The organism is Rhodococcus sp. MEB064, from assembly GCF_000834565.1.
GTDB lineage: Bacteria > Actinomycetota > Actinomycetes > Mycobacteriales > Mycobacteriaceae > Rhodococcoides.
The window spans coordinates 59842-72430 of record NZ_JXQS01000002.1 but is presented as its reverse complement, the minus strand read 5'-3'; the positions used below and the strand labels follow the sequence as shown (position 1 = coordinate 72430).

Annotated in this window: 14 protein-coding genes; 3 read left to right on the top strand and 11 right to left on the bottom strand. The window is 68.4% G+C overall.

Annotated elements, in window-relative coordinates; all coding sequences use genetic code 11:
- The first annotated feature begins 35 nt into the window (after positions 1–35).
- Positions 36–704: a metal-dependent transcriptional regulator gene (locus RU01_RS00705; protein ID WP_042572577.1), complete on the top strand. Its 669-nt coding sequence runs from the start codon at positions 36–38 to the stop codon at positions 702–704.
- A 7-nt stretch (positions 705–711) separates the two neighbouring features.
- Here the strand turns inward: RU01_RS00705 and truB are convergent, their stop codons facing one another.
- The 11 genes from truB to rimP form a co-directional block, all read right to left on the bottom strand.
- Positions 712–1629 carry a tRNA pseudouridine(55) synthase TruB gene (truB, locus tag RU01_RS00700; protein ID WP_042572576.1) on the bottom strand — a complete coding sequence of 306 codons (918 nt, stop codon included), beginning with the start codon at positions 1627–1629 and terminating at the stop codon, positions 712–714.
- Positions 1630–1651: 22 nt separating this feature from the next.
- Positions 1652–2317, bottom strand: a complete 666-nt coding sequence (locus RU01_RS00695) for a 4'-phosphopantetheinyl transferase family protein (protein WP_042572707.1) — start codon at positions 2315–2317, stop codon at positions 1652–1654.
- 20 nt (positions 2318–2337) lie between these two features.
- On the bottom strand, positions 2338–3267 hold the full coding sequence (locus RU01_RS00690; RefSeq protein ID WP_042572706.1) for a metallophosphoesterase family protein: 930 nt from the start codon (positions 3265–3267) through the stop codon (positions 2338–2340).
- Positions 3268–3288: 21 nt separating this feature from the next.
- Complete coding sequence (locus RU01_RS00685) at positions 3289–4635, bottom strand: MATE family efflux transporter (protein ID WP_042572575.1); 1347 nt, start codon at positions 4633–4635, stop codon at positions 3289–3291.
- Positions 4632–5573, bottom strand: a complete 942-nt coding sequence (locus RU01_RS00680; protein WP_042572705.1) for a DHH family phosphoesterase — start codon at positions 5571–5573, stop codon at positions 4632–4634. Before RU01_RS00680 ends, RU01_RS00685 begins: the two co-directional genes overlap by 4 nt.
- 31 nt (positions 5574–5604) lie before the next feature.
- Positions 5605–6054 (bottom strand): 30S ribosome-binding factor RbfA, encoded by a 450-nt coding sequence (gene rbfA, locus RU01_RS00675; protein ID WP_042572574.1) that lies wholly within the window; start codon positions 6052–6054, stop codon positions 5605–5607.
- Positions 6055–6072: 18 nt separating this feature from the next.
- Complete coding sequence (locus RU01_RS00670; protein ID WP_042572573.1) at positions 6073–6363, bottom strand: DUF503 domain-containing protein; 291 nt, start codon at positions 6361–6363, stop codon at positions 6073–6075.
- 93 nt (positions 6364–6456) lie between these two features.
- Entirely contained in the window at positions 6457–9336 is a 2880-nt protein-coding gene (infB, locus tag RU01_RS00665) for a translation initiation factor IF-2 (RefSeq protein WP_042572572.1), read from the bottom strand.
- A 166-nt stretch (positions 9337–9502) separates the two neighbouring features.
- Positions 9503–9781 (bottom strand): YlxR family protein, encoded by a 279-nt coding sequence (locus tag RU01_RS00660; RefSeq protein WP_331386514.1) that lies wholly within the window; start codon positions 9779–9781, stop codon positions 9503–9505.
- A gap of 122 nt (positions 9782–9903) precedes the next feature.
- Positions 9904–10908 carry a transcription termination factor NusA gene (gene nusA / locus RU01_RS00655; RefSeq protein ID WP_042572571.1) on the bottom strand — a complete coding sequence of 335 codons (1005 nt, stop codon included), beginning with the start codon at positions 10906–10908 and terminating at the stop codon, positions 9904–9906.
- A gap of 4 nt (positions 10909–10912) precedes the next feature.
- On the bottom strand, positions 10913–11545 hold the full coding sequence (rimP, locus tag RU01_RS00650; RefSeq protein WP_042572570.1) for a ribosome maturation factor RimP: 633 nt from the start codon (positions 11543–11545) through the stop codon (positions 10913–10915).
- A 102-nt stretch (positions 11546–11647) separates the two neighbouring features.
- On the opposite strand from rimP, the gene RU01_RS00645 reads away from it, so the two are divergent.
- Positions 11648–12145: a hypothetical protein gene (locus tag RU01_RS00645; protein ID WP_042572569.1), complete on the top strand. Its 498-nt coding sequence runs from the start codon at positions 11648–11650 to the stop codon at positions 12143–12145.
- Positions 12142–12588 (top strand): ferritin-like domain-containing protein, encoded by a 447-nt coding sequence (locus RU01_RS00640; RefSeq protein ID WP_042572703.1) that lies wholly within the window; start codon positions 12142–12144, stop codon positions 12586–12588. Before RU01_RS00645 ends, RU01_RS00640 begins: the two co-directional genes overlap by 4 nt.
- The last annotated feature ends 1 nt before the right edge of the window (position 12589 follow it).

The window sequence follows — 12589 nt, the reverse complement described above, 5'->3', positions numbered from 1 at the left end:
CGTCCGGCGCATCGGTTCGCCGCTAAGCTGTCCACGTGACATCCCCTGCCCTCACCACCGTCGCGCAGGACTACCTCAAGGTCATCTGGACCGCGAGCGAATACTCGGACGAGCCGGTGAGCACCAAGATGCTCGCATCGAAGATGTGCGTTTCACCGTCGACCGTGTCCGAGGCCATCCGCAAGCTCGCCGACCAGGGTCTGGTGGACCACGCGCGCTACGGCGCGATCACGCTGACCGAGGCCGGCCGCCGAGCGGCGGTCTCCATGGTCCGTCGGCACCGGCTGATCGAGACGTGGCTCGTCGAGGAGATGGGGTACGGCTGGGACGAGGTGCACGACGAGGCCGAGGTGCTCGAGCACGCGGTGTCCGACCTGCTGGTCGAGCGGATCGACGCGAAACTGGGACACCCGTCCCGCGATCCGCACGGTGATCCGATTCCGACGGTGGACGGCACCATTCCCGCTCCCCCGGCAATGCCGCTCAGCGACTTCGTCGCCGGCCAGAAGGGGCACGTCACCCGGATCTCGGATTCGGACCCGGACATGCTGCGCTACTTCGACTCCATCGGCATCACGCTCGACCTGTCCATCACGATGGTCGAACGTCGGGACTTCGCCGGCACCGTCGCCGTCGAGGCAGCGGGAACCGTCCTCGACTTGGGACATGTTGCCGCCGAAGCCATCTGGATGACGACGGACTGACCGCCCGCTACTGCCGGAGCGTCGCGGGCCGCACCACCATGACCGTGCTCGCACGCTTGCCGCGTTCCTGCACCAGTGCGATGGCGTTGCCGTCGGTGTCCAGAGCGGCGTAGATCCCCGGCAGACCGATCGGGTCGAGCCAGCGTCCCTGGCTGAGCGACTCCGCTTCCTCGGGTGAGACGGTTCGGTGCGCGAACGCCGTCTTCGCGGCCGCGTCGATGTCCAGACTCACCTGCGGGTCGTCGCGCACCTCGTCGAGTGTCCGTGCGTGCTCGAGCGTGAAAGGACCGACACGCGTGCGGCGGAGAGCCGTCAGATGGCCACCGACACCCAGCGCGGCGCCGAGATCGCGTGCGAGTGCCCGGACATACGTGCCCGACGTGCACTCGACGTGCACGTCGAGATCGACCGTGGAGCCCTCGCGGTGCGTCGCCAGCACATCGAAGCGGGACACGGTGACCGTCCGTGGCTCCAGGACCACGGTCTCCCCGTCCCGCACCAGCGCGTGAGCACGCTTCCCGTCGACCTTGATGGCGCTGACGCTCGACGGAATCTGGCTGATCGTGCCCGTCAGCTCGGCCACCCGCGCCTCGATGTCGGCGTCGGTCACGGCGGTGGCGTCCGCGGTCGAGACCGACTCGCCCTCGGCGTCGTCCGTCGTCGTGGCCACGCCGAGGCGGATGGTCGCCGTGTACTCCTTGGTGGTCAGCGACAACAGGCCGAGCATCTTGGTGGCCCGTTCGACGCCGAGAACCAACACTCCCGTCGCCATCGGATCCAACGTCCCCGCGTGACCGACGCGACGCGTCTTCAGGGCCTTGCGGCACGCGGACACGACGTCGTGGCTGGTGACTCCACCGCTCTTGTCCACCACCAGGAGTCCGGCGCCGTCGAGTCCAGTGGGGGGTTTCGGGTGAGCAGGCACGGGGAGTCAGTCTGCCATGTGGTCAGAACACCGTGATCGCGGTGACGACCAGACCGTTCGACACGGTCCACCGTCCGTCGAACGACGTCAGCGGCGAGCCCGACGTCGTGTCGCCCGGCACCAGCAACCGAGAGTGGAACGACCCGGCGACCTCGGCCGATCCGGCATCCCGTTCGAACGTGATGTGAGCGTCCTCGAACCCCAGCCAGCGTCCCGTCAACGGGTACCACGCCTTGTAGGTGGCCTCCTTGGCGCAGAACAGAAGCTTGTCCCAGTGCACCTCGTCGTCGGTACGGGTGGCCAGAACATCGCGTTCGGCGGGCAGGCTCACCGCCCCGAGCACCCCGTCGGGCAATGCCTCGTGCGGTTCCGCATCGATGCCGACCGAGCGGATCTGCAGAGCGAATCCCACCGCGGCGGCGCGGTAGCCGTCACAGTGCGTGAGGCTCCCGACGACACCGTTGGGCCACACCGGGGAGCCCATCTCGCCCCGCATGATCGGAGCCGGCTCGAGACCCAGTCTGCCCATCGCCACGCGGGCGCAGTGCCGGGCCGAGGTGAATTCCCGCTTGCGCTTGTCCACCGCCTTCTCGACCAGGTGTGCTTCGCGCGGATGCGGCGCCAGACCCGGCGGGTCCTCGAACAGTTCCTCCGCGACGACGCCGCGGGCGAGCAACCCGCCGAGCAGTGTGGACTCGGGTGCTGTCGTCACAGTCGCTTCTCCGCTCGCATCTTCTCCACTTCCGCTTCCATCTCCGGCGTCACGGTGAAGTGACCGCCGAACTTGTTGAGCGATCCCGGCGGGTACTCCGGGACCGGAAGTATCTGCCGCAGAACCTGATCCGGAAGGCCACGACGCTTCCACTCGCGGGGATAGCCGACGGACACCTCCTCGAATCGCACCCCGTCGTAGTAGGTCGTGCGTGGGATGTGAAGGTGCCCGTAGACGGCGCAGAGGGCGTTGTACCGCGTGTGCCAGTCGGCCGTACGCGTCGTTCCGCACCACAGTGCGAACTCCGGGTAGAACAGCACCTCGGTGGGCTGACGTACCAAGGGCCAGTGGTTGATCAGCACGGTCGGGATGGACGTGTCGACCTCCGCCAACCGCGCCTCGGTGATCTTCAGTCGAGCCGCGCACCACGCGTCCAGCGAGACGTACGGGGTGGGGGTGATCAGGAATTCGTCCGTCGCCACCACGTTTCGACTGCGTGCCAGTGCCAGACCGTCGATCTTGTTCGTGGTGCCCGCGGGCAGGAACGAGTAGTCGTAGAGCACGAACATCGGCACCAACGTCACCGGTCCGCCGTCGCCCTCCCACACCGGGAACGGGTCCTCCGGCGTCAGCACACCCAGTTCCCGACACATCGTCACCAGGTAGTCGTACCGAGCCTGGCCGTGCATCTGCACGGGGTCCTTCACCGTCGTCCACAATTCGTGGTTGCCCGGTACCCAGATGACGGTGTGGAACTTGGCCTTCAGTTCCGACAGCGCCCAGCGGATGTCATCGGTCTTCTCCGAGACGTCGCCCGCCACGATGAGCCAGTCCTCGGGGCTCTCGGGCTCGATCGACTCGGTCACGGGGCGGTTGCCCTTGTGGCCGACGTGGATGTCGCTCACGGCCCACAGTTTCGCTGGCACTCCCACGACCCTTCTGTTCACTTACGTCCTACCGACGGTATCGGTACCCGTGGTCGTCCACGCTCCCGACATGGTCCGCCAGACGACGGCCACCGCTCTCAGGCTGACGAACACCGTCAGTCCCACCCAGATTCCCGGCAGTCCCCAGTCGAACGCTGCCGACAACCAGATCAACGGCAGGAAGCCGACGACGGCGCTGCCGAGCGTCGCCGTCCGGAGGAACGCGGCATCTCCCGCACCGAGAAGGACGCCGTCCAACGCGAAGACGATCCCGGCGACGGGGATCAGCGCGACGAAGAGCCACCAGATGCTGTCGATGCTCGCGAGAGTCGACCCGTCGGAGGTGAACAGCGGCGGCAGAACGCCGTGCAACGCCGCGAACAGTGCAGCGAGCAGCACCGAGAAAGCCACGGACCACGCGGTGACTCGTGCCGCGACCCCCGTCGCGGCCCGAGCACGCCCGGCACCGAGCGCAGCGCCGACCAAGGATTGCGCCGCGATCGCCAGGGAATCGAGGGTCAGCGAGACCAGGTTCCACAACTGCAGGACCACCTGGTGCGCACCGACCGCGCCGGCGCCGAACCGCGATGCCACCGTCACCGCCGACAGGAAGCAGGCCTGGAACGCGAACGAGCGCAGGATCAGGTCCCGTCCCAGCACCAGCTGCCGGCGGATGACGGTCGGATCCGGCCGCAGCGAACGCTGCCGCGGGCCGACCAGCGCGCGCAGGAACAAGACCGCAGACACCGACTGACCGACGACGTTGGCCACCGCCGAACCGACGAGACCCATACGAGGCACGCCCGGGAGTCCGTGCACCAGGAGCGGACACAGCACAGCCGACAGAGCGAGACCGGCGACGACGTAGCGCAACGGTCGCACGGTGTCCTGCACGCCGCGCATCCACCCGTTCCCGGCCAGCGTGATCAGGATCAGCGGGACACCCAGGATGCCCACCCGCAGCCACGTCGTCGCCTCGGCGGTGATGTCTCCCCCGCCGCCGAGAACGGTCAGGATCGGGACGGCGAGAACCTGGACGACCAGGACGAGCAGCACCCCCAGGACCACCGCGAGCCACGTCGCCTGGACGCCCTCGTGTCGAGCGTCGTCGTCGCGTCCGGCTCCGTGCAGACGCGCCGCGCGTGCCGTGGTGCCGTAGGAGAGGAACGTCAGCTGGGTGCTGACCTGGGCGAGCACCAGTCCGCCCACGGCCAGACCGGCGAGGGGCAGTGCGCCCAGCCTCCCGACGACGGCGGAGTCGAACAGCAGGTAGAGCGGCTCGGCCACCAGCACGCCGAGCGCGGGGAAGGCCAGGCCGAACACGGTGCGGGCGGACACCCGACCGTTCGGGTCGTCGGCGGCACTCACCCGAGCGCGGCGACCAGCGCGTCGATGTCGTCCTCGATGTCACCGGTCGCGGTGTACCCGGCGGAGAGCCTGTGTCCGCCTCCACCGAGCGCCGTCGCGACGACGGACACGTCCACCTCGCTCTTCGCACGCAGGGACACCGCCCATCCCTCGGCGTTCTGCTTGAACACGGCCGCCACTTCGGCCTCGGCCGTCGTGCGGACGATGTCCACGACGCTCTCGATCTCCTCGGGACGCAGCCCGCGCGAGTCGTCGAGCCGGACGATCGCGCAGACCAGGCCGAGCCCGTCGGCAGCCGAGGGAATCAACCGCGCGGACCCGAGTACCGAGCCGAGCATGGGCAGCCAGGCGAACGGGTGGGTGTCCAGGAGTCGGCGCGAGATGGCCGCTCCGTCGATCCCGGTGGCTAGCAGGCGTTCTGCGAGTGTGTGCGAACCCGGTCGTACCCAGCGGAACGATCCGGTGTCCGTGACCAGTCCCGCGAAGAGGCAGTGAGCCAATTCGGCGTCGATGTCGACACCCCACTCGTCGAACAACGCCGCCACGACGGCCGTCGTCGACTCCGCCGACGCGTCGACCACGTGGTGGGTTCCGTAGAACGTGTTGGACCGGTGGTGGTCGATGACCAGCGACACGGCTCCGTCGAGCAGCACGCCCAATCGACCGAGACGGCCCCGACTACCCGCGTCCACCGTCACCACCAGGTCTGCGTCGGCACGCACCTGCTCGGGCGGGGTCAGGAACTGCAGCCCGGGAAGACCGATCATCGACTCCGGCAGCTGGGCCGGGGCCCCGAACGACACCTGCGTCGTCACACCGCGACGATCGAGCGCGATCGCCAGCGCCAGGGCACTACCGATCGTGTCCGCGTCGGGTTGGACGTGCGACAGCAGCGTGACGGATCGTGCGTCCGCGAGCAGACGCACGGCCTTCTGCATGTCGGCGTGCAGGGTGTCGGTCACGAGTGGATCAGATCTCGCGCTCGTCGGTCCGAGGAACCTTGTACGGGTCGGGGTCACCGGCGGGAGTCGCGCCGGCCGCCACCTCGGCGACCTTGTCGTCGATCTGACGGGCGCGTTCGAGCAGTTCCTCCATGTGCCGCGCGGTGTCCGGGACCGTGTCCGGCCGGAACGTCAGGGACGGGGTGAACCGCACTCCGGTACCGGCGCCGACCTTGGTGCGCAGCGCACCCTTCGCCTTCTCCAGACCCAGTGCGGCAGCCTGGAAATCGGGCTCGGCATCGAGAGTCTCACCGCGAACCGTGTAGAACACGGTCGCGTCGTGCAGGTCCGGTGTCACCTTGGTGTCGGTGACCGTCACGAACGCGAGCCGGGGATCCTTGATTTCGTGATCGATGGCCGTCGCGACGATCGCGCCGATCCGCTTGGCCAACTTACGAGCACGGGCTTGATCGACCACGATGCGTCTCCTTCGTTCTCAGTCCTCGGGCCCGAACACTCGGCGCCGTACAGCGAGTAATTGTATTTCGGGCCTTTCGGCCACGTGCCGTTCACAGCTGTCGAGCACCTCGTGGAGATGCGAGACATCCGCGGTGGCGAGCGCTACACCCACCATCGAACGACGGTATCGTTCCTGCTCCCCGGTCTCCGCGACGGACACTCCGTAGCGTTGCAGGGCAGCGATGACTGGCTTGATCACCGAACGCTTCTCCTTCAGCGAATGTACGTCGCCGAGAAGGATGTCGAGTTCGAGAGCGCCGAGAAACAATCGATCACCTCAGTGTCGAGGGCGGGCAGAGATCGAAACGGGGTGTGGCCCGCGGACTGCGTTCCGCGGGCCACACCCGTTCGTTCCGTTGGATCAGTCGCGCGGCTTCTCGCGAAGCTCGTACGCCTCGACGACGTCGCCGACCTTGATGTCGGAGTACGTCACCGTGAGACCGCATTCGTACCCTTCGCGGACCTCGGTCGCGTCCTCCTTCTCGCGCCGCAGCGACGAGATGGTGACCAGCTCGGCTACCACGTTGTTGTCGCGAAGCAGACGTGCCTTCGCGTTACGACGCACGAGACCGGAGGTGACGAGGCAACCGGCGATGTTTCCGACCTTGGAGGACCGGAACAGCGCACGGATCTCGGCCTGACCCAGCGTGACCTCTTCGTAGACCGGCTTGAGCAGGCCCTTGAGCGCCTTCTCGATCTCGTCGATGGCCTGGTAGATCACCGAGTAGTACCGGATGTCCACGCCTTCGCGGTTCGCCAGCTCCGTCGCCTTGCCTTCGGCGCGGACGTTGAAGCCGATGATGATCGCGTTGGATGCCGACGCCAGGTTGACGTTGGTCTCGGTGACGCCACCGACGCCACGGTCGATGACACGCAGTTCGACCTCGTCGTCGATCGCGATACCGACGAGAGCCTCTTCCAAGGCCTCCACGGTTCCGGAGTTGTCGCCCTTCAGGATCAGGTTGAGCTGCGACGTCTCCTTCAGTGCGGCATCGAGATCGTCGAGGCTGATCCGCTTGCGCGACTTCGCGGCCAACGCGTTGCGCTTGCGCGCATTGCGGCGGTCGGCGATCTGACGGGCGATACGGTCCTCGTCGACGACGAGCAGGTTGTCGCCTGCGCCGGGCACCGACGTGAAGCCGATGACCTGCACGGGCCGCGACGGAAGCGCCTCGATGACGTCCTCACCGTGCTCGTCGACCATGCGACGAACTCGGCCGTAGGCGTCACCGGCGACGATCGAGTCACCGACACGCAGCGTTCCGCGAGCGATGAGCACGGTGGCCACCGGTCCGCGACCGCGGTCGAGGTGCGCCTCGATGGCGACACCCTGCGCGTCCATGTCCGGGTTGGCGCGCAGATCGAGCGCCGCGTCGGCCGTCAGCAGCACCGCTTCGAGAAGGGCATCGATGTTCGTGCCCTGCTTGGCGGAGATGTCGACGAACATGGTGTCGCCGCCGTATTCCTCGGCGACCAGACCGTATTCGGTCAGCTGCTGCCGGATCTTGTCCGGGTTCGCGCCTTCCTTGTCGATCTTGTTGACCGCGACCACGATCGGCACGTCTGCTGCCTGCGCGTGGTTGATGGCCTCCACCGTCTGCGGCATGACGCCGTCGTCGGCCGCGACCACGAGGATCGCGAGGTCGGTGGCCTTCGCACCACGGGCACGCATGGCCGTGAAGGCCTCGTGACCGGGGGTATCGATGAAGGTGACCAGACGCTCGTTGCCTTCGAGTTCCGTGAGGACCTGGTAGGCGCCGATGTGCTGCGTGATACCGCCGGCTTCGCCCTCACGCACGGTGGCGTTACGGATCGAGTCCAACAGGCGCGTCTTGCCGTGGTCGACGTGACCCATGACGGTGACCACGGGGGGACGCTGCTCGAGCTCGTCCTCACCGCCCTCGTCCTCGCCGTAGGTCAGGTCGAACGAGTTCAGCAGTTCGCGGTCCTCGTCCTCCGGGCTGACGACCTGCACGACGTAGTTCATCTCGCCGCCGAGCAGCTCCAGCGTCTCGTCGTTGACCGACTGAGTTGCCGTCACCATCTCGCCGAGGTTGAACAGCGCCTGCACGAGTGCAGCCGGGTTCGCGTCGATCTTGTCCGCGAAGTCGGACAGCGATGCGCCGCGAGCGAGACGGATCGTCTCACCGTTGCCACGGGGCAACCGCACGCCACCGACTGCGGGAGCCTGCATGGATTCGTACTCGGCGCGCTTCGCCCGCTTCGACTTGCGTCCACGACGGACTGCGCCGCCGGGACGACCGAATGCACCTGCTGCCGCGCCGCGCTGGCCGGGACGGCCACCGCCGCCGGGACGACCACGGAAGCCGCCGCCTGCGGGAGCACCCGCGGGAGCGCCGGGTGCACCGGCACCGCCACCGCGGTAACCGCCGCCGCCACCGGCACCGCCGGGACGACCGCCCGGTGCGCCGCCGGGACGACCCGGACGACCGCCGGCTGCGGGAGCCGGACGAGCCGAGCGGCTCGGCATGGCACCCGGGTTCGGGCGAGGAGGCATCGAGCCGGGATTGGGACGGGGTCCGCCGGGGCGAGGTCCGCCCTGACCTGCGGGCGGACGACCTGCTCCACCGGCTGCGGGAGCGCCGGGTGCGGGACGAGGTCCACCCTGTCCGGGAGCCGGACGGGGAGCACCGGGGCGAGGGCCGGCCTGTCCCGGTGCGGGACGGGGAGCCGGGCGCTCGACAGGTGCGGACGAGTACGGGTTGTTACCGACGCGAGGCGCCTTCGGACCCGGCTTGGGACCGGGACCGGCAGGAGTCGCGGGTGCGGACTGCTCCGGTGCTGCGGGAGCGGCCGATGCAGCGGGGGCCGCCGGTGCTGCCGGGGTGGGAGCCGCCGGAGCGGGTGCTGCCGGACGGCTGGGTGCGGGCGCGGCGGGTGCCTGCGCTGCGGGAGCTGCCGGGGCTGCGGGTGCAGCCGGAGCGGGAGCCGCGGGTGCGGCCGGGGCTGCGGGTGCGGCCGGAGCTGCGGGTGCCGGCTTGGGTCCGGGCCGGGGTCCACCCGGCTTGGGGCCGTCGCCGGACGGACGTGCGCTGGGTGCCGGCGAATCGCCGGACGGCGCGGACGGGAACGACTCCCGGAGGCGTCGAGCGACCGGGGCTTCCACGGTCGACGACGCGGACTTCACGAACTCGCCCTGCTCCTTGAGCCGTGCGAGTAGATCTTTGCTGGTGACACCGAGTTCTTTAGCCAACTCGTGCACGCGGGCCTTGCCTGCCACTGCTCTCCTCACTGAGAGGTCGAGCGCGGCTCCTTGGCAGGTGCCCGCACGACCTCGGGTTATCTGATAACGATGTTCATCGTCGGTGCTTCACGGTGTGCTCATGAATTCGTGTACCTGTTCTCCTCGTGGCGCGGCGAGGTGCCGCGACCGTTCGGCCGGTCGATCACTGGACGGTTCGCCGGAACTGCGCGAACTCCCGGGCAAGCGCGGACAGGTCCATGGGACCGGTCACGCGCAAGGCACGCCCGAAGGCTCGACGTCGTTCCGCCAGCTGCAGACAGTCCGTATCGGGATGCAACCATGCACCCCTGCCGGGCAATCTGCGGCGATGATCGACCACGGCGGAGACCGTGCCGACATCGGAGACGTCGGCGACGATTCGCACCAAGGCGGAAGGCGACTCCCGCTGTCTGCATCCTACGCACGTCCGAACCGGACTCACCGGTGCGGACGTGGTCTCTTCGGACAACGTGTGTCGAGCCACTTCACAGTCTAACGCGGATTCGCGGCGGTTCGGAACGTCGACCCGTTCGGCGCGCCCGTGAGGCGCGGTCGGTCCCCGACTCAGTGATCGTCCTCTGTCGGCGCGGCGTCGCTACGGATGTCGATGCGCCATCCGGTGAGACGGGCGGCCAGTCGAGCGTTCTGCCCTTCCTTGCCGATGGCGAGGGAGAGCTGGTAGTCCGGCACGATCACGCGCGCGGCGCGTGCAGCCTCGTCGACGACGGTGACCGAGACCACCTTGGACGGCGACAGCGCGTTGCCGACGAAGGTCGCGGGATCGTCGTCGTAGTCGATGATGTCGATCTTCTCGCCGGCCAGCTCGCTCATCACGTTGCGGACTCGCTGCCCGACGGGGCCGATGCACGCACCCTTGGCATTGAGGCCCGCCACGGACGACCGCACGGCGATCTTCGAACGGTGACCCGACTCGCGGGCGACCGAGACGATCTCGACCGAGCCGTCCGCGATCTCGGGAACCTCCAGCGCGAACACCTTGCGCACCAGGTTGGGGTGCGTCCGCGACAGCGTGACCTGCGGTCCCCGGTTGCCGCGGGTGACTCCGACGACGTAGCACTTGATGCGGTCACCGTGCTCGTACGTCTCACCCGGCACCTGCTCCGCCGGCGGAATGGTCGCGTCGACGCCGCCCGACTCGCTGCCGACCCTGACCACGACCGTTCCACGAGCATTGAGCCTCGCGTCGGCCTGGATGAGCCCGCCGACGATCTCGCCCTCGTGCATGGCGAACTCACCGAACGACTTCTCGTTCTCGGCGTCGCGGAGACGCTGCAGGATGACCTGGCGGGCCGTCGTGGCGGCGATGCGACCGAAACCCTCGGGAGTGTCGTCCCACTCCGAGATCAGGTTGCCCGCCTCGTCCTTCTCGCGCGCCATCACCTTCACCTCGCCGCTCTTGCGGTCGACGCTGATGTACGCGTCGGACTGGTGCCCGGCCGTGTGCTTGTACGCGGTGAGAAGCGCGGACTGCAGCGTCTCGATCACCGCGGAGATGGTGATGCCCTTTTCCGCCTCGATGGCGCGCAGGGCGGTCATGTCGATATTCACGTGTCTATCTTTCGTCGTCTGTGTCGTCGTCGTCGTCGAGCCCGGTCACGGGCTCTTCCGGTGGATTCAGCGGGTCGAAACGTCCCGGAGCCACGCCGCCGGCCATCTCGAGCTCGACCGGGTTCGGCTTCTTGAACTCGACCTGGACCGCCGCGGACACCACCTCGCCCAGCGCGAGCGTGCGCACCGTCGGACCGGTGCGCGACCGCAGGACCAGATCGAGCTCCGCGCCGTCCGTCGAAGATTCCGACGATCCGGGTCGAAGCTCGCCCACGCGGCCGTCGATCGTCTCGTCGGCCGTGGTCACCGTCACCATGCGGCCTCGTGCGCGTCGCCAGTGCCGGGGCTCGGTGAGGGGGCGGTCGACTCCAGGGGTGGTCACCTCGAGGTTGTAGGCCGTGTCGCCGAATTCGGTGGCAGCGTCGAGAATCTCGGACACCTCGTGACTCAACGTCGCGAGAGCGTCGAGCTCGAACCCGGAATCACGATCCACGATGACCTTGACGACGCTGTGACTCCCCGCCTTGGAGACGGTGACGTCCTCGAGATCCAACTCGCCGGCACTGAAACCCGGCCCTGTCGGCTGCATGTGCGCCGAGAGGAGTTCGACGACCCTCTCCCTTGATGGAACCGGCATCGCTCGACTACTCCTCGTTCAGTTGTGTGGAGGTGCCACGATACCGCGTGACGGCGTGTCCTCACGACACGCTGCGTCGGCGCTGTCTGGCACGATGACCGGGTGTCACCGACCGTTCTTCCCGTTTCCCGCCGAACCGTCCTGCGCGGTGTCGGTCTCTCCGTCGTCGGCAGCACCCTCTCGCTCTCTGCGTGCGGGACCTCGTCGTCCGGTGACGACGCCCCCGAGCCCGATCCGCTGCTGGCCGAGTCGGCGCGAGCGCGGGCCGACAGCGCCTCCGCCACCGCAGCCATCGCGCAGTTCCCTGCATCGTCGGACACGTTGACGGTCGTCGCGGATCAGCGTCGCGCGCACGCCGACGTGCTGGACACGGAGATCGCCCGCCTGACTCCCCCGCCGCCCACCGGCACCACCACTCCCACCGCGACACCCGAGCCTGCACCGGTGGCGGCACCGACGTTGACCGAACTCGCGGAATCGCTGTCCGCGTCGAGCCGCTCGGCCGCGGACCTCGCGCGCACACTGTCGGGCTACCGTGCGGGTGTGCTCGGATCCGTCAGTGCCGCATGCGCTCTCGCATCCTCGGCGGTGTCGGCATGAGTGAACTGGGCCCGGAACAGCAAGCCCTGGTCGATGCGCTGAACGTGGAATTCGCCGCCGTCTTCGCCTACGGCGTCGTGGCGGCGTTCTCCAATCCCACACGCGATCCGATGGTCGCCCAGTACGCGGCGGAACACCGCGCGCGGCGCGACGGCACCATCGACGCCCTGACCGCTGCGAGTGTCACGTCCCCCGAACCTGCCGCCGGGTACACCGTACCGTTCCCGGTCACCGACGCCGTCGCCGCGGCCCGACTCGCGGCGCAGGTCGAGGACGACTGCGCCGTGGCATGGAGATCGGTCGTGGAACGGTCGCAGTCCGGCGCGACGCGAGATCTGGCGATCGTCGCCCTGACGGATTCCGCACGCCGCGGTTCCGCGTGGCGTGCGATTCTCGGGATCTTTCCGTCGACGGTCGCGTTCCCCGGTCAGCCGGCTCCCTGAG